The following is a 20,042-nucleotide window of genomic DNA, read 5'->3' as shown; positions in this document are numbered from 1 at the left end:
TCGATGAACACGACGATGCGATGCCGTCTCACCGCGAGCTCCGGCGTGGTATCTCGCCGTGATTCGCCTGCATCGTCCGCCTCGCAGACTCGCTGGACGCCCACGATTTTCTTCATGGGGGGGCGAGCTTGCGTCGGATTCCGCGCTTCTCCTACGCAATATCGTTCGCGTCGAGCACTCCTTCATCAACACAGCGTTCGAGTGCACGCCACGCTCGAATTGCCTGCCGATCGGTCGGAATCTTGCCTGCGGCCACGAGGCCAATGATGTCTCGATCTGTCGGGCTGAGAATGTTCCGACCCGAGACGGTTGCCAACGCCTTGACCCAAACCGGGCGTCCGACTGTCAAGACGCGGGCGATGGTCTCCATGCCTGTGTCCATTGCACGCTCACGCTTGGCGTCCTTGGCACGGGTTCTCACTTCATCGACGTCGATGAGATCCGACTCAATTGCCGGGTGAAGAGCAACGGGCCTCAACTTTGCGCGCCGCCAGGCTTCTTCCTGCTTCGCCCACTGAGTAACATTCGCTTGAGGCCGCGCCGGGTCCGTGAGCAACTGCTGCATCTCGCGAGCGATCGTACTCAGTGATATCCGGCTTGACTCGGATAACCCCTGTTGCCTCCAGACTCGCTCCAGATCGTACTTCCGCCCAGGAAAACGCGATTCGACCTCGTGCACGAAGCGCGAGATCGAGTACGTAACGATATTCGCGAGATAGCCAGTCGAGTACCATTCGGCAGCCATAACGAGCGAACGTGCCTCCGCGTAGAAGATCGCCTTCGCGATACCCGCACGGAAGTACGCGTCACCGAACTGATTCTCGTCGTTCTCCCACAGCTCTGATGCCAACTTTGCAAACGCCATAAAATTGGTCTGCGCACCGCGGCTCACCTCGTGGGGCCTCTTTCCCCAGCTGAACGCGTACTTCGCCCAGTCCGTCTTTGTGATTCGCTGTCTTTTGGGGTACTCGAGTTCAAACCGCTTTACGTGCGATGGTGGGCCTGCGTTCCTCTGGTTCTCCCACTGTCCTCGAGCACGTTCATAGAACCACTTCGTATGGACCTGTTGCCCGTTCAGGGCCGGCGCGAGGAGCCTCCGGCTGATCTGCTCCAGCCGAATGTGGAATGGACTGTTCGAGAAGAGGTCCGCTTCACTGACCGCATTCTGACTATTTGCATACCGCGAAATCGAGGACACCGTCTCGGATGCGCTCGCAGGTTCAACAGTCACAAGCTTCATCGGGACGTGCACGTCATCGATCGCCGCATCACGCTGCGTTCGTACGAAGTGTGCGATCGACGCGGTCGTCTGGCCGCCATTCACAATCTGCCAGTTGCGAAGGGAAGTTATGCGCGGTCCGTCGGGGCCACCTTCGACAACGACTCCAGTCGCAGTCGTCGTCAAACCGTTGTTGAATGAAAGGAACTTCTCAGGCTCGTTTGCCAGCGTCTTCTGGATGCCGCGATTAACCTTTCCTCGCGCGCTGAGGAACGTCCTCACATTCGACTCGAGGAGCTGGCTGCCGTACTCGGCGAACACATCGGCAAGCAGACGGGCCGGCAACACCGCCAGATACGACTGCGTGGTCGACTCAGTCGATGCAGCGGGTAGGCAGGGAAGGCCGTTAGGTAACCACTTGGTGATATCGACGTCGTAGTCGTCCTGTCCGCTCTCCGAGCGCGCAAGCTCCTCGAATCTCCCAAGATCCCAGATGGCGTATGAGGCCGGGAGCCCGCAGACCTCGTCGCTGTCGATAGACCGCAGCTTGCCGCTCGCCGTTCCGTCAGACAGGAGGATGAACTTGAATCGGGTCACCGTCTCGAGGGAGTTGCGCTGGTCCCGCCTGAGCAGATCCCTGAAGTAGCGAGCGTGCTCGGCTTCGCGCGAACTCATCTCGAGACTGTCGATCAGATGTCCGTCTGCTGATTGTTCGATGAAGCCCGCCGCTGCTTTGAAAGCGGCCCTTGCATCAGCCGTCGAAAGCATCGCACCGGGCTCATCATAGAATGCGTGGCAAAGAATGATCAAAGAGCTGTCGGCAGAGTCTTCAGCGTAACCAAGCAGGCTTAGCCGAGTGCCCTTACGCCCCAGGCATCGAAGTGCGACGATCGTCAGATCCTGAACAACTTCAGCGGACTCGAGTCGCTCCGCGGCCTCCTCGCCGAACGATTCGAGGCGAAATGCCGAGTTTCCTTCTGCCCGCAACGTGATTGCGTTCGAGAGTTCCCCGTAGAAGTCAGACACCTGGCGCCCCCTCAGGCCAGAAGGCCCCGCATGCGAATGCCTCCAGTTGATCGGTGTCGAGCGAGAAGCTGACCCGCGAGACCCCTGACGGAACGTTCGCCGGCTCGATCCGCGGGAAATCCTTGCCGACCCAGAACCACCGCCATTCCCCGATCTCGAAGCGCCATCGCTTGTAATACGGATCGCTGGTATCCATGCCCAACGTCGAGATCGCTTGAGCGTACGGCAGTCTCGATGCTGGATCTGAGTCTGTCCAGAGTCCGACTTCCTCGACGAGTTCAAGCACGGATCTGCCCTCACCGGCGCTCACACCGTCGAGGGTCAGAATCGCGAGCCTCAAGTCCTCACCTCTCGGATCAAGCTGATCGACGCCTGAAATTCGAACGCGATGATTCGTGCGTCTGATCGATTTCACCTCAACCGCTCGCCCATGGGGCAACACGAAATCCTTGGCCACTCGATAAGGCCCCTGCCAGGCGTTGATCGCCGAAGCTGCCGTGTAGCCGTGGTCCCTCAGGTCCAAGAGCATCACAAGCTCAGCAAACAATCCTCGAACAGCTGACTCGCCCAATCTTCCCGAACGGCGTGCGAACATAACGCGAAGCTCGTCGTAGTGGTCAAGGAGCAATCCAACACCATCGGCCTCCGACTCGCACTCTCCGACTTCATCGAGCAGAGTGCTGACGATGGCAGCGAACATCGGAGTCAGACCGAGCGATTCAGACTCGAATCTCAGACAGCGGTTCGGTGTACCCGCACTATCGACTCGGACCGCGATGCCTCCAGTTCCGTCCACTTCACGATCGAAATGATCGTCGATGCGAAGGAGCAATGCGGGATGGCCATTCACGTTCTGTGCATAAGCTTGGATCCGAGGCTGGTGCAACGGAATCACCTGATGATTTACTCCGGCGAGCGCACGCTCGAACTGCTCGATCACGCTCACGACTCCTCATCTCCTGGATCATCGGAATCGTCAGGCCAACCCATGAGCTGGCGCGCGAGGACACGATTGATCTTCCACTGCACGCCTTTGTTGGCAAAGATCTCTTCGATCTCCTCCTCCGGGCTCAACTGCGGTGTAGCGACCACGATCGCGGGAATCGGCTCGGTAGCCGATGCGCTGACTGCCACTAGAGAGGAAGGGTCTGTCACGTCGCGGCCCTCCTGCGCTGTGACCAGGTAGAGCATCAGAGTCGGAGACACTAGCGCCTTGCGCGCGAGGCTCCGGTCTGCGAGCGCCCGGTCCCCGTTCTCAGCCTCGAGTTCCGCCCGTCTGTCAGCAGGAACAAGCCCTGCGAGGTCTGCCCCCGCCGCGACCCGTCGATTCGGGAAGCGAATGATATCGCCGTCGAGGCCGACGCCATCGCGCACGCTTGTGCTGATCGAAGGCAAGCCCGATACCTCCAGCTTGCGCCCCCGTCCGGAGATCAGAGCGACGTCCCACGATTCCACGTTCTTGATATCTGCGAAACCTGTGACGATCGGCGTCTGTTCACCTTCCGCTGCGCCGAACGGATGGTTCGATTCGTGCGCCCGGAACTCTCGCAGGAAGTCGAGAACGACCTCAGCCTCGACGCCGCGCCAGATCAGGTCGGTTGCCTCGCCTTCGGCCGCGTCGCCGCCGACGCGATCGATGAGCTTCCGCATCGCGTCGAGATTGTGTCGCCTGGAATCACCGGAGCCAGCCAGCATGTGAGACTCCCACACACTGCTGTTCAACGAAATCATTCCAATAAAGTCCTCAGCGTGTTGCATCTTCTTTGCATTTGCGATCTGGAACCCTTCGGGATGGCGTTTCATCTTCAGCCCGAAATCCTTCGGCGTCAGTCCCTTGGCATTCATCTCCGCCAACGACTCGCGCAATTGCTGAGAGAGGTCGGCCGTCCAGCGGAAGAGTTCGGAGGTCTCCGAATCGATCCACAACCGCACGAGGTCTTCGTACCCCGGCCTGTAGCCGAACCAGCGCCCCATCTGCAATAGCGTGTCGGCGGCCGCGGCTCTTCGCGCGTAATAGCTCACCTGCAGTCCATCCAGTGTCAGACCCCGCGCGAGCACATCCCCACCGACGTACACCGTCGGCAGAAGTGCATCAGCATCACGCACTCGCCGAGGAGTCTGAGCGAGCCACTTGTCTCGCGCGACCTTGGTGTCGCCGTTGATCAGCTGCGTCCGCATCTCCTCTGCCACTCCGACGAGCTCCTCGCGCAGTGACATCCAAGTCACGTCTGCGTCAGGGAAGATCTCCGAATAGGTGTCGAAGAGCAGATCGGTGGCGGCGCTACGACGAGCGCCCTCAGGAAGACCGAACTCTCCCATGATCGCCGCGTTAGTCTCGGCGATGAATTCCTCAACCAGGCCGTGCATCCTTGCCTGCACGGCCTTGAATCGGCTGACGTTGATCAGCATGGAGGACGGCCGCGCATCTCCATCGCGGAAACGGCGGATCGCCGTCCCGATGTAGAAGCTAGCGACCGCCTTTCGGATCGAGAGCGGCAGCTCCTTCAGCCGGACAGTCGACCGGTGCGAGTATGGCAGGACCGACAATGTGTCGCTCACATCCTCAACCAGCGCCGGGTGAGATGCCGCGGTGAAGTACTCAGCGACTCCTTGATAGTTGGAAGGACTCTCCAGCACCTGAATGAAATCACGCGGGAACAGGTCCTCCTCGATCTCATCGTTGATGAAGATGTTCGCGAACGGCGTCGCAGTGATACCCACATAGCTGTTCCTGTTGGAACAGGCGAGGAGTTTTCGGATCGCCGCATTGACGGCGGTCACTTCATCTTCGGAGCTGGTGTTGATCGAGGCCCAATCCGCCTCGTCATCTATCAGCAGCAGCGGCGGCTGATCCCCGTCGCCGGGCATCGCTTTCAAATATTGCGCGAGGTTCTCCAGCACACGATGGTTCTTCTTTACGACGAAGAGAGTCGGGGTCCCCGCACCGAGCGCGACCTTTCCCGCACGCTTGTTTGCGGAACTGAAGTCCGCCTGCGTCGTTGTGAGCACGTTGATCGAGGTCGGGAGATGCTTGTCGATCTTCCCGACCCCGATCTGCGCCATCTCATTGTGAGAGATGTTGTCAGCGAGATAGGCAGAGTCGATTCCGGTGAGATCACAGTCCAACCTCGTCTGCGTCTGTCGACGAAGATCCTCTGTGTGCCCTCCGATCACGATGATGATCTTGTAGCCGTAGTCAATCGCCTTCGCGAGAAGGCTAATGTACGTCGCCGTCTTCCCCGATTGGACCTCACCGATTGCGATGCCCCGCCTTGCCCACGCTCCGCTCTTCTGCGGATCACCTGTGAGGTCGAGAATTCGATCAGTCTGCCGATCGAGAGTCTCGATCACCGCACCGGACCAGCCACGCTCGAGGAGAAGCTCAGCGTACGCGCTCGACCGCACGCGGTCGACGCTCTCGCGCCTGCCTTCGATCCATGGCTCGAACGTGGCCTTGTTCACGACGCCATAGCCGTCACCCATGACGACTCGATACTGCTCCATCAGAACGTTGATCACGTCCTGAATCTCCTCGTTGCTGATTCCCCCGGCAACGATCGGCGCGAGTAACGCAGCCATCTTCTGCAGTTCGTCGAGATGCACTGACTCCGCAGACAGACCTCGGATCTGGACCCCCAGCGTGGCTCTGAGATTCTCTGCATCGGCCGAGAGCTTCATCATTCTTCCCTCCATACTTCCAGGACCAGGTCTCGCAGATTCGCGACATGGTTAAACGGTTCCATCTTTGCGAGCGCTTCGGCCATGAGGGCAGGGTCGGCGTTCGCCGCGCCACCGTGGCGCATTGCGCGCAACCTCCGCACGACGCTGGCGTCGGAGCGCGACACCACAGTGCGCTCCTTGTTCTCGGCGAGCCGCATGTAGAGGTCAGGAGCAGGGAACGCGTCTGCAAGATCGACGATCAGTTCGTCAAACTCGTCCCGCCTCCCTAGAGGTAGCGCGTCACGTACGGCGATCAAAGCCGGATGCTCCGGATTGATCTCGTACCGGAAGCCATCCCTGTCCTCGACGAATCGCCAGAAATAGGTGAAATCGGTGACGCTCTCCTTGCGGCCTCGAAATCGGTGTACGCGACCGCTCGGGACTTTCACGTGATCGATGATCTGACGGAATCTCTGTCGGAACGCCTGCGGTGGTTCGACTCGGGACTTCTTGATATCGAGTTGCCAGTGCTTGTCCAATGCGACAGGGATATCGACGCGCACCCGGGTCTGCTTGCTCAGCTCATCCTGCCTGGCCAGTCCAAACCAGCCGCCGGCGCTGATCAGCCTCTTGTTGCGGTAGACATAAAAGCCCTGGCTTTCCCTCATCCTCGACCCCAGGTCTTCGCGTTTGCGATCCTTTGCGCTGAGCCCGCTGATGTGCGGCAACGTGAATGCCTCAACACGAACGGCTTCACCTTCGATCAGAACGTTCTCCACTGGTGCGACTTGGGTCCTGGGATTGTTCTCCAAGAATGGGTTGATCGCACTGATCTGCACACCGTTGACATGGATACTAAGCAACTTCGGCGCTTCCAGAAAGCGATGGAAGACCAGACCGATGTGCGCGCGTAGCTCTGAGACAAGAGAGCTCATCCAGTTCGCGACATCACCAGCCCCCGAAAGGAGGTAATCGAGAGACTCCCAGATAACGAGAGTCCCCTTGTCAGCGACAACCAGCCTGTCCGAGTGGGGCACATCGCGGGTGTCATCCTCTTCCAGCACACGGATCGACCAGTTGCCACTCTCAAGGACATGGTCGAGATCCCATTGAAGCCCAGTCAGCTCTTCGCCTCGCTTGGTCAGTACCGTGAGCCTCCTCCCCTGAGAAAGAGAAGCCGTCTTCAGACCAAGCCCGAACCGTCCCAGGTCCGACTCGCCGCGCTCGATATGCCTGGTCCCCGCAAGCTTGAGCGCTTCTCGAGCCTCGTACGATGACATGCCGCCCCCGTCGTCCAGGAACCCGATGTAGGTTCCACCGACGGTATCCGCGAACACTTCTATTCTCGTCGCCCCCGCGGCGATGCTGTTGTCGATGATGTCTGCGGCGGCGGCGTTGAAGGAGTAGCCCACCGACCGCATCGATTCGAGCAGCTCCACTCCAGGAACCAGAGTCTCGTCGCGCAACGCCTTCCGCCTTTCGTCAACCGTTGGGATTTACCCTAGAGGTCCAGGCGGACATCGCAGTCTTCAGCGCATGGAGTCCAGCGAAACGGCCTCGTCTGTGACGCTCAAGTTCGAATCCACGAAGTCGTACGGTTCACCCGTGAAGGTCTTGAAGACGGCCTCGAAGATTCTCTGCGCACCGAGGACAGGTACGGCCATACCAACCTGCCGACGCACACTTTCCTTCGGTCCTTTGAACACGAATTCGTCCGGGAAGGTCTGGAGACGGGCACGCTCACGGTTCGTCAACGCGCGCGCCTCATCCCAGTGGTATCCGTGGGTCCCTCCACCGCCTGAACCAGTGATCGTGTAAGACGGACGATCAGCGCGGAGCCTGCGATAGATCTGGCTGAGGGTTGCACCCTTCACGTTGAGCTTCAGTCGATCCGGCAACTTCTTGGCGTTGAAGGCGTTCTCGCCCGGATCGATGTAGGTGAGTCGTTCCACAACAGTCGGCGACTGCTTTGTCTTCTCCTGATTGGGCAGTGACTCTGGGATGTCAGCAAGCGCTTCGCCTGCCGACATCCAGGACTCTGGCGTGACGTGCGTCGGAGAGGGCACACGGAACTCGAGAGGGATGTCGGATCGTATGCCCACGATGATGATGCGGTGGCGACGTTGCGGAACACCATACTGCTCGAATCGGTACAGATGGGGCGTGAGAACGTAACCAGGACCGGCAGTTCGCATCGCGCGAAGAATCTTGGCAAAATCACGTCCACCGTTGGAACTCTGAAGACCAGTTACGTTCTCTGCGACGAACCATTCGGGGGCGAAGTGATTCAGCACCTCGATGCCGTACTGGTAAAGGGGCCCGAACTCACCCTTGAGGCCACGATTCTCGCCTACGAGGCTGTAGTCATTGCACGGGAAGCCAAACGCGAACCCATCGATGTGCGCAAGCTCTGCGACGTTGAGGTCGCGAACATCTCCGTGGATGACCGTCTCATCGCTCGCACCATCGATGTTTGCGATGTAGGTCTGCACAGTATGCGCGTCGTAGTCGTTCGCCCAGCGGTGCTCCAACTGGACACCGACTTCAGCCGCAGCCAGATGCGCACCCATGGCCATGCCACCGGGCCCAGAGAACAATTCACCCATTCCAAAGCCGAGCGTCGCCGAACCCGCGATTCCATTCTGCACAGACACCAAGCCTCCTGACCGATCGTGGCGCCTTGGACTGCGTCGGTCGCTCCGCTGGTGCTCGGTCCGACAGCCACTCGTCTCTGGCGCTAAGAGCAGCCTAGCGCGCGGATCGGACATTCGTTCGACGACCAGCCGTTGGGACGCGTCCTTGACTCGGGGGACCCGCTCTGGGGTCTGGCGATCCGACCGGAGCAAGCGGAGAGAGGATGCGCGAGTTGCTCCGGCAGCTAAGCCCCAATGCACCGGACTCCGCACGTTCTTGGGAGACCGCGAAGAAGAGCGGCGACGTCGAGCCGATTTCGGCGGCATCCGACTGGCGAGAAGATTTGAGGCGGAAGAACATCGGGATCAAGACCAAAGTACCGGTCAAGACCAAGGGACCAGGCAACCCGCCAGTCGTCGCGGAGCTCTTCGCAGTCAATGACAAGCGAGTCATCGTCGAAAGAGCCCAGCTACTTGAACACGTCGAACCAGGATTCCTTGACTCGACGGATCAGACGGATGCTCGACGCGGAAACCCCGGTCTCACTGATCGCGATTACCGCCACCGATCATTTCTTCGAAACCGCAACAGAGATCACGAAGAAGCTCGACAGCCCCGGCGCTAGAGCTCGCGTCCTTAAGTTTCGACGCGGAAGCGAAGCAGGCGCACTGTCGGTGAAACGGATCAAGGAACTACTGGCCATTCACTAAATGGCGAGTGAATTCACACCATTCAGGGGTATGCCTCGCTCGTCAGGCTGACATCCCTCGCAGCACCAGATGGCTGAGAGCATCCGCCTTCGCCCGATTCAATGGCTTGTCGAGCAGTACGTTTTACGACCCGATCGCGAGGAGCTGATGGGCAACGACAGCGGCGTCGACGTCACGGCGCACCTCACCGGCATCCACCGATCGAGCGAGCCGTTCCTTCGTCCACTCGCGCAGCGGCGCCGCAAGACGCTTGCCCAAGACGGCGCCGACCTCCGGGCCGGGGGCGGTGTCCGCGATGAGCGCCCGGGCCAGCGCAACCGTGTCGTCGCCCCGCGGAGTGAACAGCGCCCGCAGGTCAGCCGCGAGGTCGTCCGTCATCTGTAGCGAGACCGGAGTCAGCTCCCCCTCCAACAGCGCCTCCCCCAGAATCGCCGCCTTCGACGGCCACTATCGGCAGATCGTCTGCTTCGACACTCCGGCGGCCTCAGCGAGCAACTCGATCGTCACGGCCTCGTAGCCGGACGAAGACAGAGAAGCACGCATCGCGCCCAGCGCCGCCTGCAGAGGAGCGGATTTGCTTCGAGGTCTGGGCGCGCTCACAGACTACCTAGGAGTACGATCAGAAATAAGTAGACGCACCGTTGCGAAACCCAAGCCTCAAGGAGCTCAACCATGGCCCTCACCGCACACTCCACCATCGGCGACTGGATGAACGACCCGACCGGCGGGCCGCTCATCCGTGCACTCTTCGAGCAGACGGGCGCTGACCCCGAGCTCCTCACCCCCGTGCTCGGACTGCCACTCCAGCAGCTCGTCGCGATGAGCCAGGGCGCACTGCCGCAGTCGGTCGTCGACGACCTCGTGCGCGCAGCCAACGGCGGCGAGATCCCTGAGGCTGACGAGTCCGAGGGCTGGACCGAGAAGCCCACCACCGGACGCTTCGCCGGCAAGACCGTGATCGTCACGGGCGCAGCATCCGGAATCGGCAAGGCCACCGCATCCCGCATCGCCCGTGAAGGAGGACGCGTCATCGCCTCCGACATCGCCGCCGACAAGCTCGACGCCCTGAAGGCCGAGCTGCCGGATGCTGACATCACGACCGTCGCCGGCGACCTCACCAAGCAGGACGCGATCGACGCTGTGATCGCCGCCGCGGGCGACCGCATCGACGCCCTCGCGAACGTCGCCGGCATCAACGACGACTTCTCCCCCGCCGGCGAGACGACGGATGCCGTCTGGGACAGGGTCATCGCCATCAACCTCACCGCCCCATTCAAGCTCATGCGCGCGGTGCTGCCGATCATGGAGAAGGCCGGCCGCGGCTCGATCCTCAACGTCGCCAGCGAAGCCGGTCTGCGCGGCAATGCGTCGGGCAACGCCTACACGGCCAGCAAGCACGGCATCATCGGCGTCACGAAGTCCGCAGCGTTCATGTACGGGCCGAAGGGCATCCGTGTGAACTCCGTCGCTCCGGGCGGCGTCGCCACCGGCATCCCGATGCCCCCGAACATGTCGGAGTACGGCTCCGGTCGCCTGGCCCCGTTCCAGCAGGCGATCCCGACGGTCGCGACCGCCGAGCACCTCGCCGCGTCGATCACGTTCCTGCTGTCGGACGACGCCGTGAACATCAACGGTGCCGTGCTGGCCTCCGATGGTGGCTGGTCGGTGCAGTAAGCGTCAGTCTTGGAGGCCGGCACGGCTGCCGTGCCGGCCTTCGAACTCGCCGATCGCTCGACGCGCCTTGCGCAGCTCGAAGATCCCGACGCCCACTCCGGCGCCGAAGACGACGAGGCTGATCCATCGATAGACCGCACTCGGATCCAGCATGATCGCGACGGCCCATCCTGCAAGCAGGACAGCCGAGAACACGAGCGTGTAGAGCGCGAAGTTCTTGCGGCGCCGCAGTGCCATGCGCTGCTGGATCAGGGAGGGCTCGGCGTCGGGCTCGCTCATGAGCCGAGCCTAGACCGCGGCTCCTCGTGTGGACTCAGGCGGCCTGCTCCCAGAGCGGTGAGAGACTGAACTCGTGCCTGAGCGTCCTGAAATCGTCTGCATCTGCGGTTCCATGCGGTTCGCTGAGGACATGCGAGCAGTGAGCCAATCCTTGACACTCGCTGGCGTCATCGTCCTCATGCCTGCCGAGATCGACACCGCGATCACCGCAGAGCAGAGAACCGCTCTCGGCGAGCTGCACCTGCGCAGGATCGACCTGGCCGATCGCGTCGTGGTCGTCAACCGCGGCGAGCGCTTCGGCGAGTCCACGACGCGGGAGATCGACTATGCGCGCGCAGCCGGAAAGCCCGTGGCCTTCGTCGGCCCGGCGTGGGGCTCGGAGTAGACCTCACATCTCCCCCGCCTACCCTGGCTCTATGAAGAAGCTCCCCGCGCTCGCGACGCTCGCCGCCGGCATCCTCCTGCTCTCCGGGTGCTCTCAAGCGTCGACCATCGCCGCGTGCGGCCAGGTCGCAGCACAGGCGGCGCAGGTGACCGGTGTGATCGGCAGCGTCAGCTCGCCGACTCCCAAGGCCGCGCAGGCCGCGCTCGATGAGGTCAAGAACGTCGCCGAGAACATCCGCGGTGTCGACGGCCCCGAGGAGTTCGTCGCCCTCCGCGACTCGTGGACGACGAGCATCGACGCATTCGCCGCCGAAGGCGAGAAGGCCATCGCGGGTGACATCACGGGCCTGGAAGCCGCGACGACGGAGATGCGCGCAGCCACCGACGCGATGCTCGCCTACTGCACCCCGTGACCGGAGCCCGTCACTCTTCCTGCTGAACCCTCATCGCGATCTCGAAGCTGTCGCCGATCACGCGACCTCCGTCGAACACGGGATCTTCCTCGAGCGTCTCGAGAACGCGAGGATCGCTCGTGACGGCAGCGGTCCCGCGGTCACGAACCTCGCGCGACGGCCAGGTCGTCACCGTGACCACGACGGATTCCCCGGCACCCGTGCCCGCGAGGTCGGCGATGCTCTTGAGCTCACCCGATTCGTACGACGTCCCGTCTGCATGGAAGTCACTCGGGTCGGCTGACTCGCTCGACTGCCAGTAGTCCACGACACTGATCGCACCGTGATCGCGGTAGACCTCCGCCATCCGCTTCGAGAAGTCGAGGTATGCGGCCTTGCGTTCCGTCGGCACCGGAACGACCGTGATGTCAGCGATGACCATTCTCTGCTCCAGTCCTCAGCGGCGAGTGTCCGTCGCAAGGGTATCCACCGTCGGTCTCACCCCACCAGACGTGCCTACCGAGCGATGCCCCGCAGCAGCCGCGTCACCGTCTCCTCGACGCGCTCTGCGCTCAAAGGCTGTCCGATGAGCGCCGCGTACGACGCCATGGCGATGAGCTGGTCGGCGATCGCGTCCGCATCCACGTCGGCGCGAATCTCGCCCGCCGACTGTCCGCGCGCGATGCGCTCGGCAACCCACGAACGGATCGGCGCCGCGAGACGCTCGTTGAGCGCCAGCCCGAGTTCGTGGTCGGTGGCGGTCACCGCGATCAGCGCCCGGGCGAGCGCAACGCCCTCGGGCCTCGCGAGTCCGGCAGACATCGCCGAGAACCACGCGTGCAGGTCGGCCCGGATGTCGTCGCTCATCGCGACGGCGGGGTCGGCTCCGGGCAGGTCTCCCTCGAGCAGCGCCTCGCCGAGGATCGACGCCTTCGACGGCCACCACCGGTAGATCGTCTGCTTGGCGACTCCCGCTGTCTCCGCGAGCCCCTCGATCGTCACCGCTTCGTAGGTGCCAGCGACGACGGCGGCGCGCATCGCCTCGAGCACGGACTGGCGCGCGGCTTCACTTCGGGGACGAGGCACCTGAACAGGCTACCGACGACTCCAGGGGGAGCGTCTCACCGAGGGGCGTCGTCCAGCGAACCTGCCCGCGGTTGCCCACCGCCGATCAGCGCGATATTCCGTGACCGACGCTCGGCCCGCCGATAGAGTCGCGGCATGGGGGATTACTTTGCGTTCAATGCATCCGGAATGCAGAACTCGGCCGGACACACGAGGAACGCGCTCGCAGGATTGGGTGTCGCTGGCATGGACCGCGTCGGCGACTGCGGAAGCTCGCTCGTCGCCACCACAGTCGATTTCTTCCTCGACCTGCTCAAGGAGGCTCGGGATGATGCCGATCAATCGTCCGAGAGGCTGGCGAAGAACATCGAGTTGACCGCCGAAGACTTCGTCGGCACAGAGTCGACTCATCAATCCGAGCTCGATTCCTTCGTGGACACTCTGAAGGGAATCTACTGACGTGAGCACCCAGTGGACGGATTCCAATCCTGGCGCCGGCAGCATGACATCCGTGAGCCCTTTTGGCTGCGCAACTGAACAAACTTGAGACGAACCTCGATTCGGGTCTTTCGGATCTGAGGAAGGCCGACGATGTCTTCCTCGATCAGTGGATCGGCCAGTCCGCGACAGGTGCGCGAACACAGCTCTCCTCCCTGCTTGCAATGGCGAAGGCATACGAGAAGGCGATCCGCCGGGTGCGGAAAGCGCTACCCCGGTATGCCGACGAGGTCGAGGAGATTACGGAGCTCGCCGCCATTCAAATTAAAAGACGCAAGGCCGCTCAAGAAGCCCTGCAGGATCAGTTGTCGAACGACCCCGGCGCTTTCGACCCTGAACGGGGCGGGTCCGGCCAGCAAGAGCTCGAGAACGCAGTGGCGGCATTGCGCGCCCTGGCCGTGCGGCGACAGTCCGCCGACGATTCGGTGCTTGCTGAGGTCCGTGCCGCCATCGCGATGACATGGGAGATAGCGCCGGAGGACTATCCGTCGGATCGCATCTGGTACGACCAGGCCGGGTACGAGTACGTGATCGACGACGGACTCGGGTTCTCGACCGACGAGTACACGGCGGAAGAGCTCATGGAACTGTTCAAGAAGTATCCGACAGAGGTTTTTCCGTTCGATGTCGCTGGCAACTCGAGCACCTTCAGAGATGGTGCCTTGTTCACCTTGTCGGACACGATCTTCGACAACGGCAGTGCCGACCCGTACGAAAGCGGTGATGTCGTCGTCACTACGACAGGCACGAGTGTGAAGTTCACTGTCGTCTCCGACAGATACTTCGATGGGCCAGGATCCACGATCGAGTTCTCGATCGTGGAGGTCGACGGCGAATGGGTTCTCCGCAAGACGGCGATCGCGGTGGATGCCAATCAAGCCGCCGCCATCGGTGCAGAGTGGATGGCGGAACTCACCTGGAACGACCAGGCCGAGAACCTCAAAGACGTGGTCGACAAATACGGGAGATCATGAAGCTACGCATACTGACACTGGTCCTCCCTCTCTTCGGTCTCGTTTTCTTCACGCTCGTGATGGCGGGAGCCCAGGCGGTCGAGGTGATCCGTAACCTACCTGATTCGCGCGCCTCCATCGGCTGGATCATCGGGCTCATCATGATTCCGACGGCCATCACAGGCATCGTCTCGGGCTTGACCGCAGCGCTCGGCGCATACATCAGCAAGCGCATGTCGACGAACGCAACGAACGGATCGTCCAGCTGGAAGAGCATCAGCGCCGGCGCCGGCCTCGGCGGATCAGTGGGCAGTGTGCCGCTTCTCGTCTATCTGAGCTGGTGGTCCCAGGCTGGCCTCGGACTGTGGATCCTCGTACTGGGGTACGTGACGATCTTCGTCGCCTACGCAGGGTTCACCGCACTGTTGATGTGGCGCAAACCTCGGGTCGTGTGACTCATGTCGACGCCTTGGAAGTCGCTTCGATGTTCGCGCGAATCTGACGTTTCGCGCTCGACAGGCGAGATCGAGCGGTCGAAGAGTTGATCCGCAGTCCCGGTTACTTCCAGGCGATGGAATGCTTCATCTCTCACGTCCGTCGACGTAGCGCATGGCTGCAGTCCGATACCGCTGCGCCACCGCGCCCGACGCGAACTCCCGCCGCTCCACCAGATCGAGCCGCACCCGCTCACTCAGCCCGTCAAGCAATCGCGGCCCGTGCCCCGCGAGCACCGGATGCACGACGAACGTGTACTCGTCGATGAGTCCGAGTTCGGCCAGTGCCACCGGCAGTGTGACGCCACCCACCGATAGCCCCTCGCCCGGCTGCGCCTTGAGTGCGTGTACCGCATCGCCCAGGTCGCCTCGCACCAGCTCGGCGTTCCAGTCGACAGCATTCAGCGTGTTCGAGACGACGTGCTTCGGCGCGCCGTCGATGGCCTCGGCGAACGGGATCTCCCACTCCTCCATCCAGTCTGGCCACTGCCCGGATGCCGGGCGACGCCAGGCGGACTCCATCATCTCGTAGGTCGTTCGGCCGTAGAGCACGGCATCCGCTCGCTGCATCTCAGCCGTCCAGAACCCCATCAGGTCTTCGTCGGGAGCGACCCCCGCCTCGTGATGAACGCAGCCGTCGAGCGTGACGTTGATCGCGTAGCGCAGTGGTCTCATCTCGCCGATCTCCTTCGATGCGGGCGGTGAACCCAGAGTATCGGTGTCCTCCCGCACGATGCAGTTCTCATCCATAGGTTTGTCTCCATGACTGGCAGACACGCTATCTCCGACACTCAAGCTTCCCGGCCGACTCGAGAATCGCTCGCAGAGATTGCCGCGCTAAGCCTCGTATGGGTAGTCCTCGCTTCTTTGATAGCGACGCTGCCAGGGCTAGATGGAACCGTGGTTTGGAGCCTGGCTAGTGCGGCAGGGGAGGCAGTTCTGGGTCACATCGGCTGGGCGTTCGGGGTATTCGTGCCAATCCTTCTGGCCTTCTATGCCATCGTCATCGGCGGGCAGCTGGCCGCAACCGTCGACGCGGCGAAGACTCAGCGGACTCTGGGCATGATCGCAGAAGCAATGGTGAGCTCGCTTGTTCCGGCGCTTCTGCTGATCGTGATCGCCTGCATCGCGAAGCCCGGGATTGCTGGAACTCTCTTCGTGATCGTCCCGGTCCTCGGCGCGACATTGTTCCTTGCTGTCCAGCTTGGAGGATTCATCGTCTTCGAACGCGAGCTAGTTCTCGCGAAAGCCGAACGCACGCGAGTCACCATGCGTGCGCTTTCGAGAACCCTGCGCGTTCGATCGCGCAGGCCCGTATGGATTGTCCTGATCGCAAACGTCGTGGTCGCTGCCGGGGCAGGAGTCGCGATGGCCGCGTTCGTCGCTTCGGCGGACCAAGTGGATTCAACGACCACTTTCGACCCGCGCTTCGCGGTCACCATGTACGCGACGCTCACGACGTTGCAAACGTCCGCCTGCCTGTTCGCGGTATCGACCGTGCGGGCTGCGTCCGATCGATTGACTCGGATCCTCGGATGGTTGGTAGGGGTCGCGGTGTCGCTGCTGTTCTTCTTCATCGTTATCCCGACGTTGACGTCGCGCGGCTTCGCGACTGGTATCGGGCTGATGACCGCCCTTGTCGTCTCTACGGCCTCGACTCTGTGGCGAAGAGGGGACAAGCGACGGGTATCACTCGACTGGACGATCCAAGGGGCGGGATCGCGAAGTGCGGCACGATCGATCGCCAAGAGTCACGCGCGGACCGTCCGTCTCATTCAGGCAACACGCTCGGCCATCAAACAGCCATCGCTCCGAGATCGATTTGCTGCGGCCGTAGGGGGCTTTCGAAGCGGGGCAGTTGCCTAAGACCGCCGCGATTGGCGCCTGTTCGGGCTGGATCGGATGCTGTTGACCAGCACCCCTCCCGGCGCGCACTTGCCTCGGGAGTTCTCGTTCGCGCGATCGCGCGACGTTCGTCGGCACCCGCATCGCCAGACATTGTCGAGCGGACCCGGGAAGGTTCGGGTACCCGAGGTCCGCTCGGGCGGTCCCGAGAACTGTCAATCGGCGCCTTTACCCGTCATCGAGACCGCATGAAGGAGCAAAGCACACATATGAGGACAGTGCAGTATCTTGCACCCTGGTCTGGCCAGGGGGCGACTACGGCCGCAGACGCCCCGCCCGGTGCGACATCAGAGTCGCACGCCGGCGTCGGCTCCGTGCTCAGCCTCGAAGTCCTGAGCGTCTTTGCGGACGCGGCGCAGCAACACCAGCGAGTAGATCGTGAATCCCGTGCCGAGAATGAGGGTCAGCCAGTTGGGATTCCCCATCACGAGGCCGAAGATCGAGAGGCCGAGTGCGGCCACCCACAGCGCGAGCATGGTGATCGCGAACACCCGTCGTCGCTGCAGCTCCGGGGGTTGATGGATCAACGACGATGCGGGCTCCTGCTCTTGGCTGGTCATCGGAGCAGCATAGCGGCGAGCGCGGACGCTCATGGCGGCGTCGCTGGCGTCGCCGGTCGAACCGATCAGGACTGAATCGTTACTTGTACGCCGCGTCCACATACCGATATACAGATCACAGCGCTCTGGGGGCGCTGGCGATTCGTCGCCTCACTGTCGAGGGGAACTCTCATGTCACTGCCGCCTGCCTCCTGGCATCCGGACCCGGAGAATCCGAATCAGCTGCGGTGGTGGGACGGCCATCGCTGGACCGATGCCACATCACCGTCGCCAGCTGCGGCCGTGACGACTCAGATGGCTCCGCCTGCCCCACCCGCAGCGTCCGTTGCCACGAAGCGACGGAGCGGGTGGCGCACCGCCGGGATCATCGTCGGCGCACTCGTGGTCGGAGGAGTGCTCGCCCGGTTGTCGCCAATCGCGATCCTGTTGGTTGCCACGGTCATGGTCGGCGTCGCCCTCTACGTGATGGTCGCTCGCCCTCTCCCCGCGCTCGGGCTCCGGTCGAGGATGTCGGGCGTAGTCGCCCTGGGCCTAGCCGCGCTGCTGGTCACAGGCGGTGGCATCGCGAGCGCGAACAGCGGAGGCACACCGACGGCATCCGAGCCGCAGAACTTCGCGGCGGTGACGACATCGACTCCGGCGCCCAGCCCGACCCCCACGCCGACCACGTTCGAGACGGCGACCGAAGAAGTGCCCGTTCCGTTCGAAGCGACCACCGTCGACGACCCTCAGCTCGATCAAGGCGCCACAGCGCTCGTCGCCGTAGGCGTGAACGGCGTGAAGGTGATCACGTATCGGGTGACCCTGGTCGATGGCGTGGCGGTGTCGCGCGAGGTCGTAAGCGAGGCTGTCTCCGTGCAGCCGGTCCACGAGGTGACGGCGGTCGGAAGCAAAGCTCCCGCACCGGTCGCTGTGCCGGCCCCCGCGCCCGCACCGGTGCCGCTCGTGCAGCAGGGCGGCGGCGGATGCGACCCGAACTACACCGGCGCGTGCGTGCCGATCTCCAGCGATGTCGACTGCGCAGGAGGCAACGGAGACGGACCTGGATATGTGCAGGGCCCGGTGCAGGTTGTCGGCTCGGACATCTACGACCTCGACCGCGACGGTGACGGGATCGCCTGCGACTAGTCGCTAACCGTCCTTCAGGTCATCGAGCTGCAGCGGCAGCGATCGCTTCACGGAGATCATGGAATCCGATCTCCTTGCTATAGCGCGACAGCGTCGCCAAGCCCACGGACTTGTAGCCCAGTTCTTCGAGCACTGAACGTGGAAGAACGTGAAAGACCCACGCACCGACATCGAGGGGATCGTATTTCTCCGGATCAATCTGCCTGTTCCAGGCGAACACGTACACGTCGGCGTTGTACGTCTGCTCACCGACATACCCGGCTTCAATGTCGAGCCGTCGACCCCGCAGCCCTCCGAACGAGATCGTTGACGGGCGGCGCTGCGCCCACGATTGCAAGTAGGCAGAACTCTTCACCTCGATCTTGACGTCACCCCAGAGAACATCGAAGTCATCCCATTCCACGCGAGCGACTTCGAGACCGAGGGCCCGTCCTACTAGGTACTCGGCGAAGTACCCCCGAGCGTTGTTCATTCGCAGATCCGACATTGCGAAGCGCCAGAAATCCACGACGCTCCCACTCATTCCGCGAAAGGCCTCGTCGCCTCGCAACCGCGGCAGTTGAGGGGGTTCTCGCCACGTTCCATCCCAATCCATGTTTCACCTTCTGAAGTAGAGCTCACACTCGCCCACCAACGGTGGTGCGGTGTTCAGTTTCTGTTTAGTCCCCAAGTCCGAGAATCGAGCGCACGTTTGTAGTGCTCCTCCGCCTCGTTGATCTTGTTCTCCGGCGTAGCCGGATCGAAAACTCGGAGGAGCGAGTACCGGAAGGTCGACGGGTCAAGGGTGCGAAGCTCGACGTTGCCGCCGTGCCCGTTCGTCGCGTAGACGTTCCACCGCTGACGAAGGCTCTCTGCGCCGTCAGCCTTGCCCACGTATTGGCGCCCGTCGCGCGTATCGGTGATCAGGTAGATGCCCATCACCGATGCCAGTGCCGTCCGCCACGACGCGTACCGGTGGTCTCGCATGACAGCTTGTAGCTGCGGGTAGTCGAGAATGAGCCTGTCGAATCCGGGGAACGGAACCGGTTGGGCGTCTGCGATCTCCATCACCGGGTACTTGGCAGCGGTGGTGCCGTTGATCCACCAGGTTCGAAGAGAGCGCCACCCGATGACAAGCCGGTTCCTCAGGTCAGCGAGCTGATCAGACACCGAGAGGTCGAATGTGCGGACGGCTCCATCATTTGAGATCTCTCGCCGGTTCTCTACGACCGACCAGAGCCGCGCGCGATCGCCACCTTCCCTCACGAAGACAACCCACACCTTGGGGGGCGTAACTGGGAACATACGCTGCTTCGCACTCTGCCGGCCGGTGTAGTACAGAATTTCCGCGTCGGTCGAATCCGCGTGGATCCCCACGAGACCAGTGTCTTCGTGCTCGCGAACGTAGGCGTGGCGAATCACCATAGCCTCGGTCGGATCGATCCCCGCGCTGCGGAGGATCGAATCCAGGGTCAGGGTCAC

Annotated in this window: 23 protein-coding genes; 9 read left to right on the top strand and 14 right to left on the bottom strand. The window is 62.3% G+C overall.

All coding sequences use genetic code 11. From position 1 onward, the window contains the following. Positions 1-151: 151 nt before the first annotated feature. From ACZ0AA_RS14810 to ACZ0AA_RS14790, 5 genes are all read right to left on the bottom strand, one after another. The gene (locus ACZ0AA_RS14810) at positions 152-2,245 is read right to left on the bottom strand and encodes an AIPR family protein (RefSeq protein WP_463513391.1); all 2,094 of its coding nucleotides are present in this window, start codon (positions 2,243-2,245) and stop codon (positions 152-154) included. Further along, entirely contained in the window at positions 2,238-3,185 is a 948-nt protein-coding gene (locus tag ACZ0AA_RS14805) for a PD-(D/E)XK motif protein (protein WP_463513390.1), read from the bottom strand. The genes ACZ0AA_RS14810 and ACZ0AA_RS14805 overlap by 8 nt, the downstream gene beginning before the upstream one ends. Positions 3,186-3,187: 2 nt before the next feature. Then, positions 3,188-5,926, bottom strand: a complete 2,739-nt coding sequence (locus ACZ0AA_RS14800) for a Z1 domain-containing protein (RefSeq protein WP_463513389.1) — start codon at positions 5,924-5,926, stop codon at positions 3,188-3,190. Next, entirely contained in the window at positions 5,923-7,371 is a 1,449-nt protein-coding gene (locus ACZ0AA_RS14795; RefSeq protein WP_463513388.1) for an ATP-binding protein, read from the bottom strand. Before ACZ0AA_RS14795 ends, ACZ0AA_RS14800 begins: the two co-directional genes overlap by 4 nt. Before the next feature lie 63 nt (positions 7,372-7,434). Beyond that, on the bottom strand, positions 7,435-8,559 hold the full coding sequence (locus ACZ0AA_RS14790; RefSeq protein WP_463513387.1) for a DNA cytosine methyltransferase: 1,125 nt from the start codon (positions 8,557-8,559) through the stop codon (positions 7,435-7,437). 498 nt (positions 8,560-9,057) lie between these two features. Between ACZ0AA_RS14790 and ACZ0AA_RS14785 the strand changes: the two genes are divergently transcribed. Next, positions 9,058-9,249, top strand: coding sequence for a hypothetical protein (locus ACZ0AA_RS14785; RefSeq protein ID WP_463513386.1), 192 nt, complete (start codon positions 9,058-9,060; stop codon positions 9,247-9,249). A gap of 123 nt (positions 9,250-9,372) precedes the next feature. On the opposite strand, the gene ACZ0AA_RS14780 is transcribed toward ACZ0AA_RS14785, so the two are convergent. Next, positions 9,373-9,627, bottom strand: coding sequence for a TetR-like C-terminal domain-containing protein (locus ACZ0AA_RS14780; protein ID WP_463513385.1), 255 nt, complete (start codon positions 9,625-9,627; stop codon positions 9,373-9,375). Positions 9,628-9,696: 69 nt separating this feature from the next. Next, positions 9,697-9,792 carry a TetR family transcriptional regulator gene (locus ACZ0AA_RS14775; RefSeq protein WP_463513848.1) on the bottom strand — a complete coding sequence of 32 codons (96 nt, stop codon included), beginning with the start codon at positions 9,790-9,792 and terminating at the stop codon, positions 9,697-9,699. Between the two features lie 129 nt (positions 9,793-9,921). Here ACZ0AA_RS14775 and ACZ0AA_RS14770 point away from each other — a divergent pair, with 129 nt between their 5' ends. Next, positions 9,922-10,923 carry an SDR family NAD(P)-dependent oxidoreductase gene (locus ACZ0AA_RS14770; RefSeq protein WP_463513384.1) on the top strand — a complete coding sequence of 334 codons (1,002 nt, stop codon included), beginning with the start codon at positions 9,922-9,924 and terminating at the stop codon, positions 10,921-10,923. Positions 10,924-10,926: 3 nt separating this feature from the next. Here the strand turns inward: ACZ0AA_RS14770 and ACZ0AA_RS14765 are convergent, their stop codons facing one another. Then, entirely contained in the window at positions 10,927-11,202 is a 276-nt protein-coding gene (locus ACZ0AA_RS14765; protein ID WP_463513383.1) for a hypothetical protein, read from the bottom strand. Positions 11,203-11,353: 151 nt separating this feature from the next. On the opposite strand from ACZ0AA_RS14765, the gene ACZ0AA_RS14760 reads away from it, so the two are divergent. Together ACZ0AA_RS14760 and ACZ0AA_RS14755 are read left to right on the top strand one after the other, a co-directional pair. Continuing rightward, the gene (locus ACZ0AA_RS14760) at positions 11,354-11,587 is read left to right on the top strand and encodes a hypothetical protein (RefSeq protein WP_463513382.1); all 234 of its coding nucleotides are present in this window, start codon (positions 11,354-11,356) and stop codon (positions 11,585-11,587) included. Between the two features lie 31 nt (positions 11,588-11,618). After that, positions 11,619-11,999, top strand: coding sequence for a hypothetical protein (locus ACZ0AA_RS14755; protein ID WP_463513381.1), 381 nt, complete (start codon positions 11,619-11,621; stop codon positions 11,997-11,999). Between the two features lie 10 nt (positions 12,000-12,009). Here the strand turns inward: ACZ0AA_RS14755 and ACZ0AA_RS14750 are convergent, their stop codons facing one another. Then, the gene (locus ACZ0AA_RS14750; RefSeq protein WP_463513380.1) at positions 12,010-12,420 is read right to left on the bottom strand and encodes a DUF1428 domain-containing protein; all 411 of its coding nucleotides are present in this window, start codon (positions 12,418-12,420) and stop codon (positions 12,010-12,012) included. Positions 12,421-12,494: 74 nt separating this feature from the next. Continuing rightward, on the bottom strand, positions 12,495-13,064 hold the full coding sequence (locus tag ACZ0AA_RS14745) for a TetR/AcrR family transcriptional regulator (protein WP_463513379.1): 570 nt from the start codon (positions 13,062-13,064) through the stop codon (positions 12,495-12,497). 135 nt (positions 13,065-13,199) lie between these two features. Between ACZ0AA_RS14745 and ACZ0AA_RS14740 the strand changes: the two genes are divergently transcribed. From ACZ0AA_RS14740 to ACZ0AA_RS14730, 3 genes are all read left to right on the top strand, one after another. After that, complete coding sequence (locus tag ACZ0AA_RS14740; RefSeq protein WP_463513378.1) at positions 13,200-13,502, top strand: hypothetical protein; 303 nt, start codon at positions 13,200-13,202, stop codon at positions 13,500-13,502. Between the two features lie 203 nt (positions 13,503-13,705). Then, positions 13,706-14,515 carry a hypothetical protein gene (locus tag ACZ0AA_RS14735; protein WP_463513377.1) on the top strand — a complete coding sequence of 270 codons (810 nt, stop codon included), beginning with the start codon at positions 13,706-13,708 and terminating at the stop codon, positions 14,513-14,515. Beyond that, positions 14,512-14,949, top strand: coding sequence for a hypothetical protein (locus tag ACZ0AA_RS14730; RefSeq protein WP_463513376.1), 438 nt, complete (start codon positions 14,512-14,514; stop codon positions 14,947-14,949). The genes ACZ0AA_RS14735 and ACZ0AA_RS14730 overlap by 4 nt, the downstream gene beginning before the upstream one ends. Positions 14,950-15,075: 126 nt before the next feature. On the opposite strand, the gene ACZ0AA_RS14725 is transcribed toward ACZ0AA_RS14730, so the two are convergent. Beyond that, entirely contained in the window at positions 15,076-15,663 is a 588-nt protein-coding gene (locus ACZ0AA_RS14725; RefSeq protein WP_463513847.1) for a dihydrofolate reductase family protein, read from the bottom strand. 297 nt (positions 15,664-15,960) lie between these two features. Here ACZ0AA_RS14725 and ACZ0AA_RS14720 point away from each other — a divergent pair, with 297 nt between their 5' ends. Then, positions 15,961-16,854 carry a hypothetical protein gene (locus ACZ0AA_RS14720; RefSeq protein ID WP_463513375.1) on the top strand — a complete coding sequence of 298 codons (894 nt, stop codon included), beginning with the start codon at positions 15,961-15,963 and terminating at the stop codon, positions 16,852-16,854. Positions 16,855-17,180: 326 nt separating this feature from the next. Here the strand turns inward: ACZ0AA_RS14720 and ACZ0AA_RS14715 are convergent, their stop codons facing one another. Further along, positions 17,181-17,453, bottom strand: coding sequence for a hypothetical protein (locus ACZ0AA_RS14715; RefSeq protein ID WP_463513374.1), 273 nt, complete (start codon positions 17,451-17,453; stop codon positions 17,181-17,183). 171 nt (positions 17,454-17,624) lie between these two features. Between ACZ0AA_RS14715 and ACZ0AA_RS14710 the strand changes: the two genes are divergently transcribed. Continuing rightward, positions 17,625-18,581, top strand: coding sequence for a G5 domain-containing protein (locus tag ACZ0AA_RS14710; RefSeq protein ID WP_463513373.1), 957 nt, complete (start codon positions 17,625-17,627; stop codon positions 18,579-18,581). Positions 18,582-18,600: 19 nt separating this feature from the next. Here the strand turns inward: ACZ0AA_RS14710 and ACZ0AA_RS14705 are convergent, their stop codons facing one another. After that, positions 18,601-19,089 (bottom strand): hypothetical protein, encoded by a 489-nt coding sequence (locus ACZ0AA_RS14705; protein ID WP_463513372.1) that lies wholly within the window; start codon positions 19,087-19,089, stop codon positions 18,601-18,603. Positions 19,090-19,229: 140 nt separating this feature from the next. Next, positions 19,230-20,042 carry a GIY-YIG nuclease family protein gene (locus tag ACZ0AA_RS14700; RefSeq protein WP_463513371.1) on the bottom strand — a complete coding sequence of 271 codons (813 nt, stop codon included), beginning with the start codon at positions 20,040-20,042 and terminating at the stop codon, positions 19,230-19,232.

This window comes from Microbacterium sp. AC035 (genome assembly GCF_979258485.1).
The sequence above is the reverse complement of the archived record's forward strand: the minus strand, read 5'-3'. Positions and strand labels throughout refer to the sequence as shown.